This window comes from Mesorhizobium terrae (genome assembly GCF_008727715.1).
Taxonomy (GTDB): domain Bacteria; phylum Pseudomonadota; class Alphaproteobacteria; order Rhizobiales; family Rhizobiaceae; genus Mesorhizobium; species Mesorhizobium terrae.
The window spans coordinates 22,948-45,519 of sequence record NZ_CP044217.1 but is presented as its reverse complement, the minus strand read 5'-3'; the positions used below and the strand labels follow the sequence as shown (position 1 = coordinate 45,519).

Sequence of the window (22,572 nt, the reverse complement as noted above, 5' to 3'; positions counted from 1 at the left end):
GCCAGCCGACACTTTTTCAAAGGCTCGGTTCGTCCGGGCCTTTGTCATTTATACGCTCGAAGCAGCTATACTTGATCCCCAAGCTCGCGCGCTGGCCGGGTTCGAGCAAGGCGTCGATCAGCCGCTTGTTCTCCATCAGGGCCACGTAAGGCCGATAAGTTGGTTCGTACCCGCCCTTCGCCATGGGATAGAGAACAAGATCGGCGATCTGAATCATTGGCGTGGCCTTGGTCCGGCCGCGCGGCTCGCCCATGACAATCTCCCTGAACTCGGCGCCGGTCAGGGACTGGTAGGCAGCGGAGTTGTTCTCGTCGAATGGCATCCCGTCCCTTTTCAGCGAGCGGGCAAAGCCGATCAGTTCGTTGTCCTCGACCTTGCCGGCGCGCTCGAAGAATACGCGCAGCTTACGGCCACGGCTTCGCGCGAACTTGGCCGCGCGCTCGATCAGGATGCTGTAGGCCGTCTTGCTCATCAACCAGAGCCTGTCCTGGAATTTTTCCTTGTACCGGGCGACATAGCCGGGCCGGTCGATGACGGCGGCAATGCCGACGATCGGCAAGTTCACCAGGAACTGCTCGAGATCGGAGAGAAATGCGAATGCGGCTTCGGGGTGTTTCAACCACCCGAAATCTCCTCGCCCGCCCCGGATTGCCCAGGAATGCAGCGGATAGCTGATATTGTGGCTGTCGCAGAACGCCTTGTGGCTCGCGAAAAGCTCGTCGATATCTTCCTCACTGATGAGGATTCCACCGAACGCGAAGCAATCCATCTCGTCACGACGCCTCACCGGTGGCTCCCTGTCCGGGTCGCGGCTACCAGTGTCATCGATGTAGAGGTGGATTTCGGCTGCGGCCATTTTGGATATTCGCTGGTGAGAATCGGAATGCACAGATAGGCGGCACCTTTGTATAGCCTAAGGCGGGCCGCCTGCCTAAGCGATCCCCCACGCGCGGTAAGTTATTCGTCCTGCGAGTGCCGATAGATCCGCGCTATTCGAGACGAACTCACGAGTTGTGTGCTGAAGGCAGCAGCGCCAGTAAAATCACGTAGGATATCGGTTCGAACACCACATTGACGAGAACGACGACAAGACGTTCGTGCTCGTTAAAGGAAGGTCAGTTCTGCTGACTTCGCTGGTACAGCTCGAAGACCCATGGTGAGTGGTGGTGCTCCTGAAAAACCAGGCTGAGGTGTTTTTTCGGACGCGTCACCCCAACATAGAACAAGCGCCTGGCCTCACGAAGGCTCGCGGGAGTCTGTTGATCACGCGCGCTCGGAAAGTCGGAAGCGTTTACGCCGTACATGATGACTGCGTCGAACTCCCTGCCTTTGGCACTATGCAGGGTGCTAAGGTTGACGCGACCCGATCCCTCGACCCGCCCGGCGAAGTGCGCCAAGGGAAGATCGAGGTCTCGGGCCGGATCGGTATTGGCGATCATTTCCGCACAGACGTCCCATTCCTGTTCGGAGTTGCGCGCAATCTTGCGCCACGGCGTAACAAGTTCACGAGAAAAGCGCTGGAGCCAGACGTGGGTCGTCTCGACGGTTGCGAGCGAGGCGTTGAGGAACCCCATGAGTTGCGCGGACAGCTCCTGCTCTTCGCGTTCGCTGGCGTGGCGCCCGTAGACCAGCGTCAGCGCTTGCGAGAGCATCCGCGCGTATGGCGGTTCGGCATTGCGCCAGCCGCCGGTGATCCAGCGAGCGCATTCCTCGACGAAGCGCGCCAGCCGGGAGCTTCTCTTGACCAGCGCATTCGTGTCGGTCCGGACAAAAGGGATCCCCGCCTCTTTCAGGGCGGCCGCCACCTTGTCGCCGAGCCAGGCGGCCCGATAAAGAACCGCGATTGTTCCAAGCTCGAATCCTTGTTCCACAAGCTTGGGAATGATTGTGCCGGCAATCGTGTCAGCCTGGTTGTCGTGTCCATAGGGAACCGGCCAGAAGCTCAGATCGCCGTCGGGCGCGCCGTCGATGCCGCGATAGTCGCGTTCCTCACCAAGCGCGCCGAGCGAAGCCCGAATGATCTTCGCGCCCGACCGGTAATTGAAGCGAAGCCTGATAATCCGCACATCGGGCCGGCGTGTCAGGCTTTCCAGCAGTTCGGGATTGGCGCCGGCGAAGGCATAGATCGATTGGTCGGTGTCGCCGACCGCGAAGAGCCGTATCCCTCCTCCGAAGCAGAGCAGCAGGACGAGCTCATGCAGCGCGTGACCGAGATCCTGGTATTCGTCGACAAACAACACAGGAAAGCGAGCGCAAAGCGCGTTGCGGATCCAGCCATTCGCCTTGATCATGCGATAGGCGATCAGGGGCATGTCGTCGAAGTCGATCAAGCCTTGCCGGCGCAGCTCAACCTCGTAGGCTTCGATGAAATCCGCCAGCTCCGGATTGTGTCCCCGCCATTCGGGCCGCGTGCGGTCGACATCGCGAAGGCGCTTTTCCGAAGCGAACTTCCATCGGTCGTGCGGGTTGCCGTAACTGCCGATCGAGTTCTGGTAGGCCGTTTCGACCGCAGCTTTCATCTGAGATTTGCTTGCGACCTTGAAGTCTGGCGGAAGCCCAATGGGCACGCAACGCGCGTAGGGACCGATAACCTGGCTCAGCGCGAAACTGTGCACGGTGCCGATGAAGGCGCGGTCGCCCGGGGTGATCCCCAAGCGCGCGAGCCTGGTTTCCAGTTCAATCGCGCAGTCGTTGTTGTAGGTAATGCAGGCGACCCCGCGCGGATCAGGAATATCCTCGATCAGCGCGCGCGCCATCGCCGTCGTCAGCGTCTTGGTCTTGCCGCTTCCCGGGCCGGCGAGCACCACGCAATGACCCTTCTCCACGACCGCGGCCGCCTGCTCCGGGTTGCCCTTGAGTTCAGCCAAGGCTTGAAGTAGGGCCCGGTCGCTAAGCATGAGCAACCAAGCCGACGACGTTGTTGATGGCGCTCTCAATGTAGGTTGGGGGCTTGAGCCCAGCCGATTTCTTCGCCAACCGAGCGCCCAAGCGTCCCTTGCCGACGCTCGCGACCATGGCCAGCAGCTGCTCAGGAACGACCGGCGTACCCGCACGCCAGGCAGCAATGCGCCTAGTCCTGACAGAACCGAAATCCTGCTCGCTCAGAATATCGAGAAGCGGGCTCAATAAGGTAGGCGTATTGGCGACGGAAACTTCGAATGTCTGCTCGTTGAGGAATATCCCCGACTTGGCCGCATCGGCGCTGAACGCCGCATAATCTGCTGCTTCCCATTTCGCCAGCTCAGCCGCGGTGAGAAGGGGCTTGCCACGAACGGTGAGCATGTCCTGCCACAGGTCAAAGGTACGCTTCTTGCCCAGAGGTGGCTTGCTCCCGTCGAGCGGATCCCAGTCGGTGATGACGCAATAGGGCAGCGCCAGCGCCTCGGCGAGCTTGACGTAAGGACGGAAGTTCGTGCCGGCCACGTTGCAGACGGTGATACCGAGATCGTCGAGCGGGTGACCGAGCGACGTGGCGAAGACGGGCATGAGCGCTTCCTCCGCATCGCCTTCGACGAAGATGGCGCCGCGCGCGAACAACAGTTCGGCACGCGTCGCATCAAGATAGTTTTCCAGATCGTCGAGCTCGTCAGGCGTCACCGGAAGATGCGCCAATGAGAACGCCTGCGTCGCGCCCCCTCTCCTCTTCAGCTGAACGATCGATCGCAACGGCGCGACCGCAGCCACGGTTGGCGAATGGCTTGTGACGATCACGGCCTGGGAAGCTTCGGCCTTGCCAAGCAGCTTGGAAAAAACCGATCGCTGGAGGTGCGGGTGAAGATGCGCCTCCGGTTCCTCGATGCAGAGGAGCGAGAAATTGCGCTCGTTTTTCTTGCGGCGCCACGCGAATTCGGCGAGCTTCAGCGCCAGTAGCGCAACGTTCGCCGATCCGAGGCTGGCCTCTGCGATGCCACGTTTGCCGCCGTCGATGAACATCGCAATCGCCCGGAAGAGACGCAGCGGGTCGGCGGGCGCAAATCGCAAACGGGCGTCGATGTCGTGCGCCTTTCCGGACAGGTGGGCGATTCCGGCGCGCAGTTCATCTTCAAGTGTCTTGATGGTCGGAAAAGCTTCGAGGGCCTTGCTCGCCTTGTCGAGTTCGGCCGCTACAGCATCGAGATCCGGACGGCTGACGCCCGAGACGGCTTCTTCGAGAAGATGGCGCAGCGGGGAGGCCCGCCAGCTGCCGAGCTGACCTTCGGCGTCCCGCAAGGCGTCGAGCAGATCGATCGCAATACGGCGCCGCACCTTGCTCGGCAGCGAACGCGTTTCGTCGCCACCACCGAAGACCAGGAATTCGCAATCAGCGCCCGATTGGGGCGGGCCGGCAACGTCCGACTTCTTGCGGAAGACATAGCTAAGCTGTGCGATGTTTGGATCATGCGGTGCCCGAAAATCGGTCAGGAGCGCCGTCAAGGCCATGTCGGAAGCGAAATCGGAAATTTCCAGATGCACCTCGATCGCCGCGCTATGGTCGGCCGGCCCGCCATCCCAGAAATCGGTGAGCTTCAGCTGTCGTACCGAATCGGGCAGGGTCGGATCGAGGATGAGCTGGATAGCGAAGAGGAGATTGCTCTTGCCAACCCGGTTCTCGCCGAGCAGCACGACATTGCCGGCCAGCGTGACGTCGATCGACTGAAAGTTCCTGAAATTCCTGATGCTCAGCTTGGTTAGCTGCATTTCCATCCCCAAAGCCCAAGTTTTTCTTTGCCCTGATCTTCAATAGCCGGTGATTTTAGGCGATCAAGTGCCCGCTGAAAGAACACACGGAAGCCCGATGCCCATTCGCTCTACCCACGTCGTCGACGGCATGCTGGCGTTGCGTAGCGCCCGCGCCGCTGCGGCGCGGGAAGGAGCGATCGGTCGAGAGATCGTCACCCTGCCCCTGCTGGCGGCACGCTTGGTCGGAGGTTTCGCCACGCCGGCTGGCACCGACGTGCTCTACCCGGCGATCCAGGCCGCGCTCGCGTCCCAGAGTTTTGGCGACATTGGACCCGTAGCCGGCTTGCCGGGGATGCCACGCGCCGTTCTCCATGCATTGGATTGCGCCTGGCGGGCAGATCTCGATCTATCCTCATTGGCGGACGAGGCGCCGCGGTTCGGTGATCTTCATCGCATCGAGAACTACATCCGTGATCACATTCCACCCGCGCACATGTTGCCACGCGATCTACGGGACTCCGCCGGCAAGCGCATTGATCTCGCGCACCGACTGCTGGGTTCAGTGACGCTGTCGGGTCTGGGGGACGTCGATCCTCTTTGGCAACCGCTTGTCAACGAGCTCGCACGCGTCACCGATTTCACCTGGGAGTTGCCGACCCCGGTCGAGCAAACATGGTTCAGAGGGTCGATCCGGAAGAAGCCCGCGACTACTCCGGCCCGAACAACCGTCGAAGCGAGCGCGGACCCCAAGTCGGAGGTCATCGAGGCGTTGCGCTGGACACGCCAGTTGCTCGCCTCAGGCGAGGTACATGCAAAGGACATCGCCATTGCCGCGACGTCGACGCAGGACTGGGACGATCATTTCCTGGCCTATGCGCGAAGCGCCGGATTGCCGTTACATTTCTCTCACGGCGTGCCCGCCTTGAGCACGCCGGAGGGCCAGGCCTGTGCCGCACTGGCCGACATTCTCGCAAACGGGCTCAACCAGGAGCGGGTGTGGCGCTTGGTTCGGCGCTTGCCCGTGCACCCGTTCGCGGGCCAGATTCCCTCGGACTGGTTCGTTGCGATCCCCCGCGGTGCCGGCTTGCGCAGCCTCGACCAGTGGCGCGAAGTGCTGGCTGCGGCGAGGCCGCAGCGTAGGGGCGGCGAGCTTGGCGAGCAGATCCTGCTTCCCGTTCTCGAACTTCTCGCGCGCGGAGCCGACATAGCGGGAGAGGCCGGCAAGCGATTGCTGAGCGGGGCCAGCCTGGCAATGTGGGAAGAGGCACTGCGAAGCGCGCCGGCACAAGCCATCGGCCTGTCCTTGCAGGCGTTGCGCGTCGCCGATCAGCGTGACCCGGCCAATAGCGTCGTCTGGTGCCCCGCCTTGCAACTGGCTGCATGTCCGCGACCGTATACCCGCCTGCTCGGCCTCACCAGCCGGTCCTGGCCGCGTTCGGAAAACGACGATCCGCTGCTGCCGCACCATCTGCTCGACCGCCGAAGACTGCATCCCGTAGGGGTCGCCGACCGCGACCGACAGCATTTCAAGATCATCAAGGCGCACACTCGTCAACAACTCGTTCTGTCGCGCTCGCTTCGCAACGCCAAGGGCGGCGTCCTGTCGCCAAGTTCGCTCTGGCCATCGGACGAGATCGTGCATAAGCGCGATCGCATCCCGGGACATGCTTTCAGCGAAGCGGACAGGCTCTTGGCGCGGCCGCGCGATGCCGGCCAGCTCGCGCATGTTCGCCAGAGCCAGCTTTGCTGGCGCAACTGGCAAAGGCCTTCGACATTGACGCCGCACGACGGTCTCTCCGGCGCCGATCATCCGGCGATCGAGAGGGCTTTGGCGCGAGTCCAGTCGACGACGTCGCTGCAGCGCCTCCTGCGCGATCCGCTTGGATTTGTCTGGCGTTACGCCTTGGGCTGGCGCTCTATCCGGTTCCAATCCGACCCGCTGCAGCTTGGTGCAGCCTCATTCGGCGAGCTGGTGCATGAGCTGATCGGCGGCGCCATCGCCGCGCTCGAGCCGACGCCGGGGTTCGCGCGCGCCAGCGCCGACGAGATCGAAGCTGCGATCATGGACGCCTCGAGGGCGATCCTGCACGCCTGGCCACTGCAGCGTTCCGTTCCGCCACCAATCCTGTGGCGCCATACGGTGAGAGAGGCCGCGCGTCGCACCGCCCGCGGCCTTGCCGCCGACGATCAGGTCAGACCTGATACGCGCAGCTGGACGGAGGTGCCGTTCGGCCAGCTGCATGCCACGGAGGAAGAGGCACCGTGGGACACGGCGGTTGTTGTGCCGATCGGACAAACCGGGCTGGTGTTCGGCGGCCGCATGGACCGGCTCGATATTCGCGCCACGGGCGACGGCGCGCGCATCACCGATTACAAGAGCGCCAAGCCGCCGCCAAAGCATCAGCGCATCGCATTGGGCCAGGGACGGGAACTGCAGCGCGTGCTGTACGCGATCGCGGCACGTGCGCTGCTGCCGGAAGTCAGGACGGTCATGGCGCGCCTCGTCTATCTCGCCGACGATCCCATAACTTTCGAACTGAAGGGTGACGAGCTCGATGGCGCGGTGGGCGAGGCGGTGGGCTATCTGTCGGCGGCTATGACGATCCTGCGCAGCGGCCGGATCGCACCGCGTTGGGAGCAGGACATCGAATATGACGATATGCGCCTTGCCCTTCCCACCGATCGTGAAAGTTATCTGCGCCGCAAGGCCTCCGAGTTCCGGGTGGCGAACCAACCCCTCAACCGGCTGTGGAGCGCCTCGACATGATGCTTGTCGACCAGCAGGCCCGTTGCAGGGCCATGACCGATTTCTTGTCGATCCTGCTGGTGGAGGCGGCCGCCGGAACCGGCAAGACCTCGCTGATGGCCGGTCGCGTGGCAATGATGCTCGCTGCCGGCCATCAACCGGATGACATCGCGGCAATCACCTTCACCGAACTCGCGGCGAGCGAGCTCGCGCGCCGGATCAGGGAGACGATCGACACGCTGCTGGCGGGCAATGTTCCTGCTTTTCTGAAGTCCGTTCTGCCGCAGGGCCTTTCGGAGCAGCAGCGCGATGCGCTTGTCGCTGCCTCTCCTCGCCTGGATGAGCTAACGGCGACGACGATTCATGGATTTTGCCAGGCGATCATCCGCAGCCATGGCGTGCAGGCAGGCCTCGACCCCGGCGCCCGTGTGGTCGATGCGACGGTCGCCGACAATCTGTTCACGGCCGAGCTGTCGGCCTGGTTCTCGCGACGGCTCGCGATAGACGCAGTAGAAGGCGACCCGATCGTGGTGCTGGCCGAGGAAATCCCCCTTCAGGTCGTCGATCTCATTCGGGAACTCGCGAGCCTTCGGCGCAAGCACCCCGATGCCCAACCAATCCCGCCGTCGCTCGAGGCGAGGCCTGACATCGATTTCGTCCAGGCGGTGGATGATTTCGACCGGTGGCAGGCGAGCATCGAGCCAGACAAATGGCTTTCCGACATCGCGCACGAATTGCGCCGACTCGCCGAGCGCTATCAGAATTGCCTCGCAAGCAAGGCGGAGTTCGGAACCCTGTGGCGGCTTTGCGATCCGGGAACCAGTCGACTCTTCGAGCGCAAAGGCCTCCAACTCAAAGCCTACGAAAATGCGGTCCGAGGCTTCGGCGCTCACCGCAACGACGTCGGCTCAGGAGACGGCCAAACGATATACGAGACAGTCGTCATCGCCTGGAACGAACTCATAGGTCATATCGCCAGCACGCTCGTCTGCTCCTTGTCAACGTCGCTCGACCAGTTGCTCGAAAGCTACAAGGCACGCAAGCGCGCGGCCGCCGTCCTGGATTTCGACGACCTGCTGATACACGTCCGTTCGCTGGTACGGGACCACGAGGAGGTGCGCCAGGCCATCGGTCAGCGCTATCGCTACATCCTGGTTGACGAATTCCAGGACACGGACGGCATCCAGAACGAGATCTTGTTTTCGATCGCCGCAATCGAAGCTCAGCACGCAAAATGGGAGGAGTCAGAGGTGCGGCCCGGAGCGCTCTTCCTTGTCGGCGATCCGAAACAGGCGATCTACCGTTTCCGCGGCGCCGACATCGAAGCTTACGAACTCTGTCGCCGCCTGATAGATGGCCAGGATCATGGCGCGGTACTCGAGATCACCGCCAACTTCCGATCGCTGAGCCCGATCATCGAGCATGTGAACGCCTGCTTCGAGCCAGTCTTTGCCAAGCCCTCGCAGCCCCGATATGTCGCGCTAGCACCCACGCTGTTCGAAGCGTCACACCCGCTTCCCTGCGTGGCCCGCTTCACGGTCGAAGTGGCGACCGAGGGGCGCATCTACGCGGAGATGTTTCGGGAGGCCGAAGCGGAGCGCGTTGCCGACATCTGCGTCGCCTTGATCGGCAACGTGTCGATAAAACGCGCGGACAAGACATGCACGCCGCTTCGGGCCGGCGACATCGCGCTGCTTTCGCCAGGTCATACCGAACTGTGGCGCTACGAGCGGGCGCTCGAGCAGCGCGGCCTCGCGGTATCCTCGCAGGCCGGCCAGACGCTGATGCGGCGGCAGGAAACGCAGGATATCCTGGCGCTCTTGCGGGTCCTGGCGGATTCCTCCGACACGCTGGCCTTTGGCGCGCTGATGCGAGGACCGCTGGTGGGCCTCAGCGAACAAGAGCTGCTCGACATCACTGCGGCTGTTGCCGCTAAGGACGATGGCGAGAGTTTTTTCACCGTCCGGACGGACCCGGAACTGATTCAGCATCAAGTGGCAAGACAAATTCTCGTCGAGCTGCAACAACTTCGTCGACGGGCCTCGATCGTGACGCCGAGTCAGATCCTGGCGGAGGCCATCGAACGTCTGAACATCCGCGTGATCATGGCCGCGCGACATGGCAATCGTAATGCCCGCGCTCTCGCCAACCTGGACGCTCTGATCGAACGAGCACGCAGCTATTCGGTCACTGGCCTACGCGCATTCATTCGCGATCTCCAGTCGGATTGGGAGCGTAAGGCCCGGGCGCAGGAAGGACGCATCGACGCCGCGGCGGACGCTATCGACATCGTCACCATCCACAGCGCCAAGGGTCTGGAGTGGCCGGTCGTCATTCCGGTCAATTCCACGACCGAACTCTACCGGCCGGACCAGTTCGTGCACCGGCAATCCGACAACAGCCTGCACTGGATGCTCGGTGGCGTCGCGCCGCCGGAATTGGCTGCAGCGCGCGCCGTTGAAAACCTGGAAGACGGCAATCAACGCGAGCGGATCTGGTACGTCGCCTGCACACGGGCACGGGACCTCCTGGTCCTCCCTCATATTCCCCAGGCGTCCAAAGATTCCTGGTTCAGCTCCATAGACCTGCGTCAGCACGACATTCCCGAGTTGGATCTTACGTCCTTTGCTCCGCGCGAAATGGCGGGACCGGCGTCTCAGCCAAACGGACAGTCTTCGGACATTTTTGCCGCCGAGCAACGATCCGTCGTGGAGAGCGCGCCGCCGATTGCCTGGCGCCGGCCCAGCGAGCATGACGCCGACCGGCTTGGCGATCCTATCGAGGGCGCCGTGGCCTTGGAGAGTCACATCGAACATCTCGAGGTGGTCGGCGCCGGAGCACGCCGCGGCGTCATCCTTCACAAGTTGATGGAAGAGTTTCTGACCGGCGAGCTTGCAGCAGCACTCGACGCGAGCGTTTCCCGCGCTGGTGAACTACTCGATCAACTGATTTCAGGTGGCGACGACAACGAACCGCGCCCGGATCCCCGTGAGATGGGCGCAACCGCGCTTCGCGGGCTTGCCTTGCCACAGATTGCCGATCTCCGGTCCTACCTCGTGCCCGAGATCGCAATCTGGGGACACGACGAGAGCGGTCTCATCGCCGGGCGCGCCGACGCGTTGGCGATCATAGAAAACCAAGTCGATGCTGCGATCGATTGGAAATCCGACGTGAATCCCACGCCTGCGGATCGCGAGGCACACGTGCAGCAGTTGCACGATTATCTCTCTGCGACGGGCGCCAAACGCGGAGCAATTGTCTATCTGACGAACGATGAGATCGTCTGGGTCCGGCCCGCGGACGCAGCGAACGCCAGCGGTTAAATCGAGGGTCGATTGCGGCGCTGATCCGGCGTCGAAGCGGATATAGACGTTCAGAGCCAGCCCTTGTCGCTGGAAGCATGGGCTAATTGGAGCCGCTAGCGCAAGAAAGCTTGGCGAGTTCAAACGAACACCTCCAACTGCACGTCGAGCTACGCCTTCGGCACCACAATTGGGGACCGAGTGGAATCTGGCGGCGCATGCAGGAAGTTTCATGAAGCCACGTGCGCCGAAGGGCACGCCGGAATCGACACGGCCAAAGGGCCTTCCCAGCTAAACGATCCCCCATGCGCGGTAACTTCCCCTGCCCGTCAACTCGCGCAAACCGAGCACGCTGATCAGATCGAGTGCGCCCTGTCTCGATACTTTCAACGCCGCCTGGACCATGTTGGTGGAAACAATCGGTCGGGACAGCACAAGATCCATCAGCGCGGGTAGCTTCGAGTTGGCGCGACGACCGCGAAGGTGACGCTCCATCCGCTCGCTGGCGAGCACCAGGCGATCGTGCTCCTTCAGTCCGGCGACGGCCGTCTCGCGGATGGTGTCGATATGGGCGACAACCCGCTCCATGCGGGCGCGGGACCGCCGGCGCTCGCGCGGAATCTTCTGGGCGCCCAGATGCAGGCAGGCGAGATGGTTGGCGGTGACGCCCTCCTGCCGCAGAAGGGCTGCGACCAGCAATCCGCCGATCCAGTCGCCGCGCTGCAACACCTCGATGTCGGCCCAGGCGTCGAGCGCAATAGCCGCGCGCAGCACTGTGGGAAACGCCAACGTGCGATCGAGGGTCTGTCGCCATTCTGAGAGGCGGGCATCCTCGTCCCAGTCAAGATCGTAGAGGACGGCAAGGCGCGCGTCTCCTTGCGGCGCCGCCTTCGGTGAAATGGCTTCGCCGGCGAGCAGCCGGGTCGATCGCGCCAAGACCGCGTCAATCTCAGCGAACTCCTCGGCCAATCGATCCGCCTCAGGCTCATCCCATGGATCCGCAGGATCGGTCGTCGCCTCCCCCTCCCCTTCCCACTCGCCTTCCGGAGCCGTCGCCGACGCGCCGTTTCGGCCGGACAGCTCGCGCAGCCCCTCGCTGCCCAGAGCCCAGTCGCGGCCCCGAGACAATATCCGTCGCCGGTTGCGCACGATGGCGTGGGCGCGGGTCAGTTCGTGGGTGGGCGTCCGCTGATCCATCTCGGCGTCGCGAAAGACGAGGTCCTCGAGGTGGACGAGCTTGCCCTCGTGTCGCTTTCACTTCCCGATTTCAATCGGAAGAAAGCCTGCTTTCGCAAGTGTTTGCGCGCCAACAAGGGCGTGATTTTCATCTAACGATTTCAATTTTCGTTCACTGTGCGGCCCGCTCACAAGTTGGAGGTATGCGAAGCCGGCGTCCGCAATGGGGTGGAGAGCAAACTAGCAGTTTTCAAGGCGGCGGAGGGACACCGGCCGTTCGGTTTGGCGTCTCAGTATATTCGCAACTTCATGAGCCTTGACGCTGGAAGTCGGCCTTCACATATTTCTCATGGCCGCTGCCGATTGCGGGGCGGCCATCCTCAAACAGCTGAAATCGTTCAACCATTGGAGGTTTCAATGAGCGAGAGAACATTCGAAAGTCCCGTATTCGTGAGAGCCGCGGAAGGTCTCGTCCAGGAGATCGCCTGTCTCGAGGATGCCTGCGACTTTCTCCACGAATGGCCCAGGCACCGCCGTGGCGTGATCTACGAGACGGCGACGCGGGCGTGCCACCGCGCGTTCGACGGCCTTGTGCCGCTGAGGGCGGCGCGCGACGCGTTCGCCGGCTTCGCCCGTTCGGCGAAAATCCTCGAGGATGTATCCGTGGCGATGCCCTGGATGACCGGGCCGAAAGCCGGCGAGACCGGCGGCGTTGCCGCCTGACGCGACGAAGGGAGGATACGATGCTTTCTCAACCCTTCGAAAAGCCTGTCCGCGTGTGGGTCGGGCTCGGCTTTCCGCGCCAACTGAACTCGGTCGTGGACGCTTACCAGTTCGTCGTGGACTGGTGTGGAAACAGTCCGGAGCAAAGGGCGGCGATCCGCGCCTGCAAAGCCGCATTGGCTGGCGAAATCGACGCCGAGACAGCGCGCGGGATCCTGGTCCGGTTCGCCAGGAAGAAGGACATCCTGGCCGAGGACGGGACGATGCCGCCGGTGATGGACTCCGGACAATGGTTGCACGCCTGATCCGCAGCGCAATTTCGGGGCGGCGACCATGGTGTCGCCGCTCTCCGTTTCTCGGAACGAGCATGCGTAAAGATGCGCAGCGTGATATTGGAACGCGCGGCCTTTTCACTCGATCCGTTTGATCCTGCCTCTCGACAGCCGGAAAACGCCGTCGTGGCCGCCTTGCTTTACAAAATCGTCCTGCAACTCGCCCCAGGTGCCCAGAGGTTTGCCACAGTCATCACATCTGATTTCGGTGGACTCGGTGGCGTCGGCGGGAATGCGCAGCCGGATCGTCCCGCAATAGGGGCATTCGAGTTTATGATCCAGGTATTCCTGCATCGGTCCGGCCCTCGATTGGCCCCCACTCGCCGGGACTATATCGCGTCAATGCCCTGTTGAAAACCAAAAGGGTGTTTACGCCCGCCCGCCGGGGACTGCGGTTCCACCGGTAGTCGGCGAGAACTGGCCTTCAGCTTCACCCGATCATGGACGTTTCCGATGCCGCCGACACCTGCTGCGCCGCCAGATACATCAGCGCCGACGCGGCGGTGCGCCGGTTCCAGCCGGCGGACACGGCCATGTCCAGCAGGCCCGTCAGCAGCGGCTTCAATGCGCTGCGGCACTCCGTTTCATAGGCGAGGAACTCGCTCGGCGAACGGGTCGGCGTTGGAACGGATCCGATGTCGGTCATCTTGTTCATAGCATCCCCCGGAGTTATCTGCGAAATGCCCGCCCCCGGTGACGGGAGCGGGCCATGTGATCAGTGCCTCAGAAGTCCATGCCGGCGCCGGCGGGCATGGCGGGGGCGGCTTCCTTCTTCGGCTTCTCGGCCACCATCGCCTCGGTGGTCACCAGAAGGCCGGCGACCGAAGCGGCGTCCTGCAGCGCGGTGCGCACGACCTTGGCCGGATCGATCACGCCCTGCCTGTAGAGATCGCCATATTCGCCCGTCTGGGCATTCCAACCCCAGGCGAAGTCGGTCTTCTCCCGCAGCTTGCCGACGATGATCGAGCCTTCCGCGCCGGCGTTCTCGGCGATCTGGCGGGCAGGCGCCTCTATGGCGCGGCGCACGATGTCGATGCCGTATTTCTGGTCGGCGTTGTCGGCCGCCAACGTGTCGAGTGCCTTGACCGCCCTGAGCAGCGCGACACCGCCGCCGGGCAGGATGCCTTCCTCGATCGCCGCACGGGTGGCATGCAGCGCGTCGTCCACGCGGTCCTTCTTCTCCTTGACCTCGACTTCCGTGGCTCCGCCGACGCGGATCACCGCGACGCCGCCGGCCAGCTTGGCAAGACGCTCCTGGAGCTTCTCGCGGTCGTAGTCGGAAGTGGTCTCCTCGATCTGGGCTTTGATCTGCGTGACGCGGCCCTGGATCTCTTCCTTGCGGCCGGCGCCGTCGACGATGGTGGTGTTCTCTTTCTCGATCACCACCTTCTTGGCGCGGCCGAGCATCTGCAGCGTGACGTTCTCCAGCTTGATGCCGAGATCCTCGCTGATCGCCGTGCCGCCGGTGAGGATGGCGATGTCCTCCAGCATGGCCTTGCGGCGATCGCCGAAGCCCGGCGCCTTGACGGCCGCGACCTTGAGGCCGCCGCGCAGCTTGTTAACGACGAGCGTCGCCAGCGCCTCGCCCTCGACGTCCTCGGCAATGATCAGCAGCGGCTTGCCGGATTGCACCACGGCTTCGAGCACAGGAAGCATGGCCTGCAGATTGCCGAGCTTCTTTTCATGGATGAGCACATAGGGCTCCTCCAGTTCGACCCGCATCTTGTCCTGGTTGGTGATGAAGTACGGGCTGAGATAGCCGCGGTCGAACTGCATGCCTTCGACGACTTCCAGCTCGGTCTCGGCGGTCTTGGCTTCCTCGACGGTGATGACGCCCTCATTACCGACCTTCTGCATGGCTTCCGCAAGGAAGCGGCCGATCTCGGCGTCGCCGTTGGCGGAAATGGTGCCGACCTGGGCGATCTCGTCGTTCTTCGTGATCTTGCGGGCATTGGCCTTGAGTTCGGCCACTACGGCGTCCACTGCCTTGTCGATACCGCGCTTCAGGTCCATCGGGTTCATGCCCGAAGCCACGGCCTTGGCGCCTTCCCGGACGATGGCCTGCGCCAGAACCGTCGCGGTGGTGGTGCCGTCGCCGGCCAGATCGTTGGTCTTCGAGGCGACCTCACGAACCATCTGCGCGCCCATGTTCTCGAACTTGTCCTCGAGCTCGATTTCCTTCGCCACCGTCACGCCATCCTTGGTGATGCGCGGGGCGCCGAACGACTTATCTATGACGACGTTGCGGCCCTTGGGGCCGAGCGTTACCTTCACGGCATTGGCGAGAATGTCGACGCCGCGCAGCATGCGCTCGCGCGCGTCGGAATGGAACTTCACTTCCTTGGCAGCCATTGGATCACTCCTTCGATAGGCAGCTTTCGTTGACTGGTTGATATCGGGTTCGCGCCAATCAGGCGGCTTTCTTCAGCGTGGCCGCCTGTTCGATCACGCCCATCACGTCGCTTTCCTTCATGATGAGCAGGTCCTCACCATTCAGCTTGATCTCGGTGCCGGACCATTTGCCGAACAGAATGCGGTCGCCGGCCCTGACGTCGAGTTCGACGAGCTTGCCGCTATCGTCGCGTGCACCGGGGCCAACGGCGATGACCTCGCCCTCCTGCGGCTTCTCCTTGGCGGTGTCGGGGATGATGATGCCGCCGGCGGTTTTTTCATCGGCTTCGATGCGGCGGACCAGGATACGGTCGTGCAATGGACGGAACGTCATATCGTTCTCCTTCAGGACAAACAGATTGTTGAAGTTCCTCCACACCGGACCAGCAATATTGGACCGGTGCGGGGCTCGCGCGACCCTTTCGGCATCGCGCGCATATCGAGCTAGTTTTACGAATTTCCGGTTTCAAGAGGCTTCGCAAAAATTTTTGTCACTCGCACCGATCAAGTGCTAGTGCCATGAAAACACGCGGCTAATCGGAGTGCGGCAGCGCGTTTCCCGCTTGAATTTTCCGGCCGGTCGAACAAAATTATCGCAAGCTTCGCCATAGGTGAGGCTGTGAAGTCGAAACCTGTGCAAAGGAGCTTTTTGGAAAGACGGAGGATCAAGATGGACCGACAGAATCCCACACCGATTATTCCCTCTCTCGTTCCCGAAACATCCGACCTTGCGCTTGACCGGCTGCTGTCGCCGGCCAGGCATTTCAGGCATCCCGACGACGTCCTGAACGACGATGCGCTCGACATTCAGGAGAAGCGGGCGATCCTGTCGTCCTGGGCCTCCGATGCCTGCGCCGTCGAATCCGTCCCGGCGCTGCGTCGGCCGCCGGGGGCCGAGCAGCCGGTCTCCTTCGACCAGATCATGGACGCGCTATGCCGGCTCGACAGGGCGGCTGCGCCACCACGTTCGACAGGTGATCGACGGCACACTTCCGATCATCTGGATGCATGAAGGCCTGAGGCAGAGGAGACGCAAATGGTCACTGCGGTCAGCAGGGGATTCCGCCTGCAGATGGAAGGCTACGGCCTCACCACGGCCGAGATCCACTACCATCTTCCCGACCATCCGAGCCTGCTTCAGCTCTATGTCTGGCAGGAATACGATCTGGCGCCCCACTTTCCGGAACTGAAAGGCTTCCTCGGCTACTGGGAGCGTGAACTGGAGGGCGCGCTGCACTCCGTGCGCGTCGCCCACCATCGCCTCATTGAGCCGTCGGAGTGGCGGGCCGTCGACGGCGTCATCGCCATCCACTGAAGCTCATCTCGGGTCGCAGGCCGTCGATCATCGGTGCCGGACGCGATTTACGGGAAGCGCGCACTGCCGGGACCAATCCAGCCCGTTTGGCCGCCTTGAGGAAGGCTTTGTGGGCGTCGCGTGCGCTGCGCCATCCGTCTAGCGCATCCCGGCAGGCGCGTTCCGCCACGCGCCAGCTCCGCCCGCGCGCCCATTCGGGCCACTGCTGGTCCAGACACTCCAGCGCCTCAAAGCTGCTGGCGACATTGCGTGAAGCGTTGGGAAACTTGAGGGTAACAGGTTCGGGAAACCGAACGTCGTTCATCACTTCCTCCTTTTTTGGACGTCTTTTGCGAGCAAGCAATCGGATGGCGTCGTCTACGCGCATCTATGGTTGAGATGGGGACGCAGCGCGGAACATCAAGACCGTCTACGCTGGCACCGGAACGCTCAATCGTCCTCGTCGGCATCCAGCAGATCGATCAGTTCTGCGACGCGCGTTCCAGGCAGCGGCCGCCCCTCGCCCATCAGCGCCTCGTCGCCGTTGAGCCAGGCCCAGGCTTCCCGCAGCTCCTCGAAGGAAGCGCCGGTGGACAGGATGTCGGCGACGAGCGTTTCGTCCGTCGGCCCAAGGACCGATACGATCTCTTCCCGCGTCATGGACATGGTCGCTCTCCTGCGCATTGATGTGGAAGGTGCTGACCGGAAGATTCACGCCGGCGACGGCAAGACAATGCGCGTCGGCGAAGGACGTTCCGCGATCGACCTCTTGACGCGCGGAAAGCGAATTCCCAGATCGAATCCGCCGGCGCCCTTTTAGGGTCGGCAAGGTCAAGGAGCGCTCATCCTTGGCGCTCCTCGTACCCATGTTGCTCAGCAATGGAGGATATGGCTATGAGAACCGCATTCGATTTTTCCCCGCTTTATCGGTCGAGCATCGGCTTCGATCGTGTTTTCGACCTGCTGGAGAACGCGAGCCGGACGCCGAGCGTCGACAACTGGCCGCCCTACGACATCGCCAGGACAGGCGAAGACGCCTACCGCATCACCATGGCGGTGGCTGGCTTCGGCCAGGAAGAGCTAAGCATCGTACACGAGCCCAACATGCTTGTCGTCTCCGGCGAGAGAACGACGGAAGACAACGGCGACTATCTGCATCGCGGCATTGCCGGGCGGCCGTTCGAGCGCCGCTTCGAGCTTGCCGATCATGTGAAGGTGACCGGAGCTGGTCTCGTCAACGGCCTGCTGACGATCAATCTCCAGCGCCAGATTCCCGAGGAGATGAAGCCGCGCAAGATCGAGATCGGCAGCAGCAGCGGCAAAGCCGGGTCCCGTATCGAGGCTGGGACTGCCAAGGCCGTGGGCAAGCAGATCGCTGACAAGCAAGCCGCCTGAGGCAATGCGGATGAAGTCTGGCGCCGGACGTCCGGCGGCGGACGGATTTGTCAAAGATGATAGCGAGACTGACGAAAGGAGAATGACGATGAGCGTACGCGATCTTATTCCTTGGGGACGCGAGGAGAGTCGCGTCCCGAGCCTGTTCCGCGACAGCGAGCGTGATCCGTTCCTGTCGCTGCACCGCGAAGTGAACCGGCTGTTCGACGACGTTTTCCGCGGCTTCGACGGCGCCCTGCCGTCCGTCGGCAGGGCATCCGCCTTCGGCGGGAACTGGCCGAGCGTCGAGATCTCCGACAATGACAAAGAGATCAAGGTGACGGCTGAAGTGCCCGGCATGGACGAGAAGGACATCGAGATCATGCTCGATAACGGTGTGCTGACGCTGCGGGGCGAGAAGCGCTCGGAGACTGAGGACAAGGACCGGCAGTTCTCGGAACGCACCTACGGCCGCTTCGAGCGTCGTATCCCCCTCGGCTACGAGATCGAGGAAGACAGTGTCGACGCCCGCTTCAAGAACGGCGTCCTGTCCGTGACCTTGCCGAAAACGGCGAAAGCCCAGTCGCAGGCGAAACGTATTGCAATCAAAAGCTGACGCCTAGATAGCCTGGGAAGCGGCCGCCGTCGCTTCCCAGGCTATCAACTTCTCAAAATCTCAGAGAATTGGTGGCCGGCTCCTCCACCGTGACGGGGATCCAGACGATCGTATCGCGCAACTCGCGCCGGCGAACCGCGCCGTGGTTACCATTGGCGCGTTCCTTGCCGGCAATGCGATCCTGCGCTTTTCGATGGGCTTCCACCACGCAAGAAGACCGCGATCCTCGGCAATATCTGCCGAATCGTCGATCACCAGTCGCAACACTTCGGCTGCACCTCGCATATCCGCGAGGGCTTTCCCGGCGCGGTCCTGGTCAACGATCCGACGGAGACCGCCAAGGCGGCGAAGATCGCGCAGGCCGCCCGTCACCGCAGCGGATTTCGCCTGTCAAACGGCTTCCAAAACTGACCCTCGATCGGCGCCCAATTTTGACCCCCTTATGTAGTGCGCGGCGGTCAGGGTTCGCCCGGGCGGAGCTGGTCAGGGTTGCGCAGCCCGGGCGAACGCGGATGGCGCCTGGCAGCTTGATGAGGTGATCAGGCGCGGTTCTTGAAGCGCCAGGATTCGTTTCCGGTCTCGATGATCTCGCAATGATGGGCCTGTTGCGCAGTTAAGGAGAACATGCTGGTTGAGCGGTTTGGCCGTGAGGTCTGGCTCATTTTGGCTTTTGGGGTGGAGTTTGATGGTGGCGGTGTGCCTTTGGCCAGATTCTGGGCGCACCTATCGCGTGATGGTGGCCCACCGGCGCATGTTGAAGGCGATCGCCGCCATCGTCACTTGCGCTGCGGCCTTGGCCAGCCCGACGTAACGGATCGTGGTCAGCTTCATGCGGTTCTTAAGCGTGGCGAAGGTGGTCTCCACCGCCGAGCGCCGTCTCGCGATCAGGCGATTATAACGCTTGAGCCGTTCGGACAAGGGATGGTGCTTGTTGGGGCGGCGTGCAATGCGCACCGTCTTGCCCTCAGCCTTGAGCCGGGCACGGCGTGTGTGCGTATCATAGGCGGCATCCGCCCAAACCGTCTTCTCGTCGCCGCGCACCAGGCGATCGGCCACGACCGTATCGTTGACGTTGGCCGGTGTGGTGATCACCGTGCGGATCAGGCCGGAGCCCTCATCCACCCCGACATGAGCCTTGTAGCCGAAGGTGAGGCCGCTCTTGCCCTTGCGTGCGGTGACGCGGGCGTCCGCATCCCGCGACGGCCGCTCGGCTGTCGGCGGCGTCGAGACTGCATCGATCAGCGTGGCATCCAGCATCGTGCCGCGCTTCAGGATCACTCCGGCCTTCTCCAGTTGCCGGTCCAGTTCGCCAAACAGCGTCTCCAGCAGCCCTGCGCCCACAAGCAGGGTGCGAAAACGCGACAGAACCGTGTGGTCGGGAACAGTCTCCTCAAGGCCAAGTCCGACAAAGCGCCGAAATGACAACCGGTCGCCGAGCGCCTCCTCCAACTCGCGATCCGACAGCCCATAGAGCGATTGCAGCAGCAACGCTTTGAACAGAACCAGCGGCGGCCAGGCCGCACGTCCCGGCCCGCTATCGCGCAGCCGGGCAAGCAGCTTCTCGAAGCGGTACCACTTCACCAGACCCGTCAGCCGGTCGAGCGGCGAGGTGCCATCAGAAAGCTTCCGACCCAGAAACGCTTCCGCCAAGCTCAACTGGCCCGTCTGCTTCAACGCCATTGCGATCCCTCTCCGTGCTTCCACTGCAGAGAATCACAACCAGACAATTACGCAACAGGCCCAATGATGGGTGAGACGGTCGAGCAGCGCTGTCGTCATCTTGGCGTCGCCGAAGACGGCGGGCCATTCTCCGAACGCCAGGTTGGTGGTGACGATGATCGAGGTCCGTTCATAGAGCCTGCTGATCAGGTGGAAGAGCAATTGCCCGCCGGCCTGGGCAAAGGGCAGATAGCCGAGTTCATCGAGCACGACGAAGTCGAGCCGGGTGAGGTAGTCGGCGATACGGCCCTGCTTGCCGCCGCGGTGCTCGGTCTCGAGCCGGTTGACGAGATCGACGACGTTGAAGAAGCGGCCACGTGAACCGTTGCGGATCAGGGCGCGGGCAATGGCGATTGCCAGATGCGACTTGCCGGTTCCGGTGCCGCCGATAAGCACGGCGTTGCGCTGGTCGGCGACGAAGGTGCCGTTGGCAAGGTCCCGGACCAGCACCTCGTTGACAGGCGTACCGTCGAAGTCGAACTCATCGATATCCTTTGCGATCGGCAGCTTGGCGACGGTGAGCTGGTATTTGATGGAGCGCGCCTGCTTCTCGGCGATCTCGGCCGACAGCAGATCGCCGACGATCCTCGGCGGCTCGTGCTGGCGCTTGATGCCTGTCGCCATGACCTCGTCATAGGCGCCGCGCATGCCATAGAGCTTCAGCGTTCCCATCAGTTCCAGAACCTGGGTGCGTTCCATCAGCTTGCCCTCCTGAGGCTGTCGTAGCGGGCGCAGTCGGCCTGCGGCTCATGCTGCAGGCGAAGTGCGTCCGGGGTGAGGATGGTCACGGCCGGCGCCGGATCACGCCGCCGCGCCAGGATGTTGATGATGACGGCGGATGAGCAGACATTCTGATCGAGCGCTTCCTGGCAGGCAGCCTCCACGGCATCGATGCCGTCGGTCAACACCGTGGCCAGGATCGACACCATCTGCCGATCGCCGTCATGCGCCGCTTTTAATCGGCGTCGGATACGCTCCATCGCTGGTGGCAGAGCCCAGTCCCGGAATGGCGCGCCGTTGCGCAGTGCACCGGGCTTGCGGGCAAGCACAGGGACGTAATGCCAGGGATCGTAGATCGTCTCGCTGCGCCCGAAGGAGCGGGCATGCTCGGCGACGACTACGCCGTCCTGGCGAATGACGATCCTGTCGGCATAGGCATGGATCTCGACCGGGCGGCCGACCGCCGTCGACAGCACCGAGTATTTGTTGGTGTCGAAGCGAACCGTGCAGGTCTTCGACACCGAGGCCGGCACCGTGTGGAATCCGTCGAAGGGGCCGCGATACTCGACCAGCTTGCCGCGCTCTTCCTCGAACACGTTCCAGATCGTTCGTTCCGATTGCTCGACGTGACGGTGCGCCTTGGCATAGGCGACGCACTTGTCCTGCAGCCAGGCGTTCAGCTCCTCATAGGTCTTGAAGCGCAGCCTGGGCGTGAAGAAGCGCTCGCGCACCAGCCCGACCTGGTTCTCGACCTGACCCTTCTCCCAGCCGGACGCTGGCGTGCAGGCGACCGGCTGCACCAGATAATGACTGCACATCTGCAGAAGGCGGCGATTGTATTGGCGGTCCTTGCCAACAAAGATCGTTTCCACCGCCGTCTTCATGTTGTCGTAGATGCCGCGCGTGCAGGCGCCGCCGAAGAAGGCAAAGGCCCTGTCATGGGCGTCGAACACCATCTCCTGCGTCTCGCGCGGATAGGCCCTGACGAACATCATGCGGCTGTGGCAGAGCCGGACATGGGCGACCTTCACGGTCACCGTCACGCCGTTGATCAGGACGATCTCGTGGCTCCAGTCGAACTGGTAGGCCTCGCCCGGCGCGAAGAACAGCGGCACATAGGCGTCCGCCGTCGCCGACCCCTGCGCCTTTGCCCAGCTCTTCGCGTAGCGGCGGACGGCGTCATAGCCACCCTCGTAACCGAGACTGCAAAGCTCTTCGTAAATCCGGATCAGTGTCAATTGCTCGCGCGCCGCCTTGCCACGGTTGCCATTCAAAAACCCGTCAAGCTGATCCTGCCACGGACCGATCTTCGGCTTGGGCTGCCGCTCGCGTTCGTAGGAGAACGATGTCTCATTGGATCTGAGAATCTTGCGGACGGTGTTCCGCGACACATGCAACTCGCGGCAAATCCGCTTGAGCGACCATCCCTGCACATGGAAGGCGCGCCGAACCCGGGCAATCGTATCCACCGACTTCATCCCCACACCATCCGCTCGCCACGACGAGCTGATGGTCTCAAA

Annotated in this window: 19 protein-coding genes and 2 pseudogenes; 8 read left to right on the top strand and 13 right to left on the bottom strand. The window is 62.7% G+C overall.

Features of this window, described 5'->3' with window-relative positions; genetic code table 11:
* Nucleotides 1-16 precede the first annotated feature (16 nt).
* The 3 genes from FZF13_RS00240 to FZF13_RS00230 form a co-directional block, all read right to left on the bottom strand.
* Nucleotides 17-856 (bottom strand): DUF3800 domain-containing protein, encoded by an 840-nt coding sequence (locus FZF13_RS00240; RefSeq protein WP_065996785.1) that lies wholly within the window; start codon nt 854-856, stop codon nt 17-19.
* 259 nt (nt 857-1,115) lie between these two features.
* On the bottom strand, nt 1,116-2,897 hold the full coding sequence (locus FZF13_RS00235; protein ID WP_065996786.1) for an ATP-dependent helicase: 1,782 nt from the start codon (nt 2,895-2,897) through the stop codon (nt 1,116-1,118).
* Nucleotides 2,890-4,677 carry an ATP-dependent nuclease gene (locus FZF13_RS00230; protein ID WP_065996973.1) on the bottom strand — a complete coding sequence of 596 codons (1,788 nt, stop codon included), beginning with the start codon at nt 4,675-4,677 and terminating at the stop codon, nt 2,890-2,892. Before FZF13_RS00230 ends, FZF13_RS00235 begins: the two co-directional genes overlap by 8 nt.
* Nucleotides 4,678-4,774: 97 nt before the next feature.
* On the opposite strand from FZF13_RS00230, the gene FZF13_RS00225 reads away from it, so the two are divergent.
* Together FZF13_RS00225 and FZF13_RS00220 are read left to right on the top strand one after the other, a co-directional pair.
* Nucleotides 4,775-7,426: a PD-(D/E)XK nuclease family protein gene (locus FZF13_RS00225; RefSeq protein WP_065996787.1), complete on the top strand. Its 2,652-nt coding sequence runs from the start codon at nt 4,775-4,777 to the stop codon at nt 7,424-7,426.
* Nucleotides 7,423-10,728 carry a UvrD-helicase domain-containing protein gene (locus FZF13_RS00220; RefSeq protein ID WP_065996977.1) on the top strand — a complete coding sequence of 1,102 codons (3,306 nt, stop codon included), beginning with the start codon at nt 7,423-7,425 and terminating at the stop codon, nt 10,726-10,728. Before FZF13_RS00225 ends, FZF13_RS00220 begins: the two co-directional genes overlap by 4 nt.
* A 270-nt stretch (nt 10,729-10,998) precedes the next feature.
* Here FZF13_RS00220 and FZF13_RS00215 read toward each other — a convergent pair.
* A pseudogene (locus FZF13_RS00215) lies at nt 10,999-11,940 on the bottom strand (RHE_PE00001 family protein); the annotation flags it as partial.
* A 360-nt stretch (nt 11,941-12,300) separates the two neighbouring features.
* On the opposite strand from FZF13_RS00215, the gene FZF13_RS00210 reads away from it, so the two are divergent.
* Both FZF13_RS00210 and FZF13_RS00205 read left to right on the top strand, forming a co-directional pair.
* Nucleotides 12,301-12,606 (top strand): DUF982 domain-containing protein, encoded by a 306-nt coding sequence (locus tag FZF13_RS00210; RefSeq protein ID WP_065996788.1) that lies wholly within the window; start codon nt 12,301-12,303, stop codon nt 12,604-12,606.
* A gap of 20 nt (nt 12,607-12,626) precedes the next feature.
* Entirely contained in the window at nt 12,627-12,911 is a 285-nt protein-coding gene (locus FZF13_RS00205; RefSeq protein WP_065996789.1) for a DUF982 domain-containing protein, read from the top strand.
* 105 nt (nt 12,912-13,016) lie between these two features.
* Here FZF13_RS00205 and FZF13_RS00200 read toward each other — a convergent pair whose 3' ends face one another.
* The 4 genes from FZF13_RS00200 to FZF13_RS00185 all read right to left on the bottom strand — a co-directional run bounded on the left by FZF13_RS00200 (nt 13,017) and on the right by FZF13_RS00185 (nt 15,663).
* Nucleotides 13,017-13,232, bottom strand: a complete 216-nt coding sequence (locus FZF13_RS00200) for a hypothetical protein (protein WP_065996790.1) — start codon at nt 13,230-13,232, stop codon at nt 13,017-13,019.
* Nucleotides 13,233-13,368: 136 nt separating this feature from the next.
* Nucleotides 13,369-13,593 (bottom strand): hypothetical protein, encoded by a 225-nt coding sequence (locus tag FZF13_RS00195; protein ID WP_065996791.1) that lies wholly within the window; start codon nt 13,591-13,593, stop codon nt 13,369-13,371.
* A gap of 68 nt (nt 13,594-13,661) precedes the next feature.
* Nucleotides 13,662-15,290, bottom strand: a complete 1,629-nt coding sequence (gene groL / locus FZF13_RS00190) for a chaperonin GroEL (protein ID WP_065996792.1) — start codon at nt 15,288-15,290, stop codon at nt 13,662-13,664.
* A gap of 58 nt (nt 15,291-15,348) precedes the next feature.
* Complete coding sequence (locus FZF13_RS00185) at nt 15,349-15,663, bottom strand: co-chaperone GroES (RefSeq protein WP_065996793.1); 315 nt, start codon at nt 15,661-15,663, stop codon at nt 15,349-15,351.
* Nucleotides 15,664-15,999: 336 nt separating this feature from the next.
* Here FZF13_RS00185 and FZF13_RS00180 point away from each other — a divergent pair, with 336 nt between their 5' ends.
* Both FZF13_RS00180 and FZF13_RS00175 read left to right on the top strand, forming a co-directional pair.
* On the top strand, nt 16,000-16,341 hold the full coding sequence (locus FZF13_RS00180; RefSeq protein ID WP_065996794.1) for a hypothetical protein: 342 nt from the start codon (nt 16,000-16,002) through the stop codon (nt 16,339-16,341).
* A 24-nt stretch (nt 16,342-16,365) separates the two neighbouring features.
* Nucleotides 16,366-16,644, top strand: coding sequence for an usg protein (locus FZF13_RS00175; protein WP_065996795.1), 279 nt, complete (start codon nt 16,366-16,368; stop codon nt 16,642-16,644).
* On the opposite strand, the gene FZF13_RS00170 is transcribed toward FZF13_RS00175, so the two are convergent.
* Together FZF13_RS00170 and FZF13_RS00165 are read right to left on the bottom strand one after the other, a co-directional pair.
* Complete coding sequence (locus FZF13_RS00170; protein WP_083237628.1) at nt 16,628-16,948, bottom strand: DUF982 domain-containing protein; 321 nt, start codon at nt 16,946-16,948, stop codon at nt 16,628-16,630. The genes FZF13_RS00175 and FZF13_RS00170 overlap by 17 nt on opposite strands.
* Before the next feature lie 125 nt (nt 16,949-17,073).
* Complete coding sequence (locus tag FZF13_RS00165; RefSeq protein WP_065996796.1) at nt 17,074-17,289, bottom strand: hypothetical protein; 216 nt, start codon at nt 17,287-17,289, stop codon at nt 17,074-17,076.
* Nucleotides 17,290-17,517: 228 nt separating this feature from the next.
* Here FZF13_RS00165 and FZF13_RS00160 point away from each other — a divergent pair, with 228 nt between their 5' ends.
* Nucleotides 17,518-18,018, top strand: a complete 501-nt coding sequence (locus FZF13_RS00160; protein WP_065996797.1) for an Hsp20 family protein — start codon at nt 17,518-17,520, stop codon at nt 18,016-18,018.
* Nucleotides 18,019-18,106: 88 nt separating this feature from the next.
* On the top strand, nt 18,107-18,613 hold the full coding sequence (locus tag FZF13_RS00155; protein ID WP_065996798.1) for an Hsp20/alpha crystallin family protein: 507 nt from the start codon (nt 18,107-18,109) through the stop codon (nt 18,611-18,613).
* Between the two features lie 723 nt (nt 18,614-19,336).
* On the opposite strand, the gene FZF13_RS00150 is transcribed toward FZF13_RS00155, so the two are convergent.
* The 3 genes and pseudogenes from FZF13_RS00150 to istA form a co-directional block, all read right to left on the bottom strand.
* Nucleotides 19,337-20,293 carry an IS5 family transposase gene (locus tag FZF13_RS00150; RefSeq protein ID WP_083237629.1) on the bottom strand — a complete coding sequence of 319 codons (957 nt, stop codon included), beginning with the start codon at nt 20,291-20,293 and terminating at the stop codon, nt 19,337-19,339.
* 33 nt (nt 20,294-20,326) lie between these two features.
* A complete protein-coding gene (gene istB, locus FZF13_RS00145; protein ID WP_065996799.1) occupies nt 20,327-21,031 on the bottom strand; it encodes an IS21-like element helper ATPase IstB in 705 nt (234 codons plus the stop codon).
* A pseudogene (gene istA / locus FZF13_RS00140) lies at nt 20,964-22,530 on the bottom strand (IS21 family transposase). Before istA ends, istB begins: the two are co-directional and overlap by 68 nt.
* Nucleotides 22,531-22,572: the final 42 nt, after the last annotated feature.

What these genes read in the sequence shown, in the direction of transcription:
- FZF13_RS00240 (WP_065996785.1), bottom strand. Translation starts at nt 856, where the DNA reads ATGGCCGCAGCCGAAATCCACCTCTACATCGATGACACTGGTAGCCGC.
- FZF13_RS00235 (WP_065996786.1), bottom strand. Translation starts at nt 2,897, where the DNA reads ATGCTTAGCGACCGGGCCCTACTTCAAGCCTTGGCTGAACTCAAGGGC.
- FZF13_RS00230 (WP_065996973.1), bottom strand. Translation starts at nt 4,677, where the DNA reads ATGCAGCTAACCAAGCTGAGCATCAGGAATTTCAGGAACTTTCAGTCG.
- FZF13_RS00225 (WP_065996787.1), top strand. Translation starts at nt 4,775, where the DNA reads ATGCCCATTCGCTCTACCCACGTCGTCGACGGCATGCTGGCGTTGCGT.
- FZF13_RS00220 (WP_065996977.1), top strand. Translation starts at nt 7,423, where the DNA reads ATGATGCTTGTCGACCAGCAGGCCCGTTGCAGGGCCATGACCGATTTC.
- FZF13_RS00210 (WP_065996788.1), top strand. Translation starts at nt 12,301, where the DNA reads ATGAGCGAGAGAACATTCGAAAGTCCCGTATTCGTGAGAGCCGCGGAA.
- FZF13_RS00205 (WP_065996789.1), top strand. Translation starts at nt 12,627, where the DNA reads ATGCTTTCTCAACCCTTCGAAAAGCCTGTCCGCGTGTGGGTCGGGCTC.
- FZF13_RS00200 (WP_065996790.1), bottom strand. Translation starts at nt 13,232, where the DNA reads ATGCAGGAATACCTGGATCATAAACTCGAATGCCCCTATTGCGGGACG.
- FZF13_RS00195 (WP_065996791.1), bottom strand. Translation starts at nt 13,593, where the DNA reads ATGAACAAGATGACCGACATCGGATCCGTTCCAACGCCGACCCGTTCG.
- groL (WP_065996792.1), bottom strand. Translation starts at nt 15,290, where the DNA reads ATGGCTGCCAAGGAAGTGAAGTTCCATTCCGACGCGCGCGAGCGCATG.
- FZF13_RS00185 (WP_065996793.1), bottom strand. Translation starts at nt 15,663, where the DNA reads ATGACGTTCCGTCCATTGCACGACCGTATCCTGGTCCGCCGCATCGAA.
- FZF13_RS00180 (WP_065996794.1), top strand. Translation starts at nt 16,000, where the DNA reads ATGGACCGACAGAATCCCACACCGATTATTCCCTCTCTCGTTCCCGAA.
- FZF13_RS00175 (WP_065996795.1), top strand. Translation starts at nt 16,366, where the DNA reads ATGGTCACTGCGGTCAGCAGGGGATTCCGCCTGCAGATGGAAGGCTAC.
- FZF13_RS00170 (WP_083237628.1), bottom strand. Translation starts at nt 16,948, where the DNA reads ATGAACGACGTTCGGTTTCCCGAACCTGTTACCCTCAAGTTTCCCAAC.
- FZF13_RS00165 (WP_065996796.1), bottom strand. Translation starts at nt 17,289, where the DNA reads ATGTCCATGACGCGGGAAGAGATCGTATCGGTCCTTGGGCCGACGGAC.
- FZF13_RS00160 (WP_065996797.1), top strand. Translation starts at nt 17,518, where the DNA reads ATGAGAACCGCATTCGATTTTTCCCCGCTTTATCGGTCGAGCATCGGC.
- FZF13_RS00155 (WP_065996798.1), top strand. Translation starts at nt 18,107, where the DNA reads ATGAGCGTACGCGATCTTATTCCTTGGGGACGCGAGGAGAGTCGCGTC.
- FZF13_RS00150 (WP_083237629.1), bottom strand. Translation starts at nt 20,293, where the DNA reads ATGGCGTTGAAGCAGACGGGCCAGTTGAGCTTGGCGGAAGCGTTTCTG.
- istB (WP_065996799.1), bottom strand. Translation starts at nt 21,031, where the DNA reads ATGGAACGCACCCAGGTTCTGGAACTGATGGGAACGCTGAAGCTCTAT.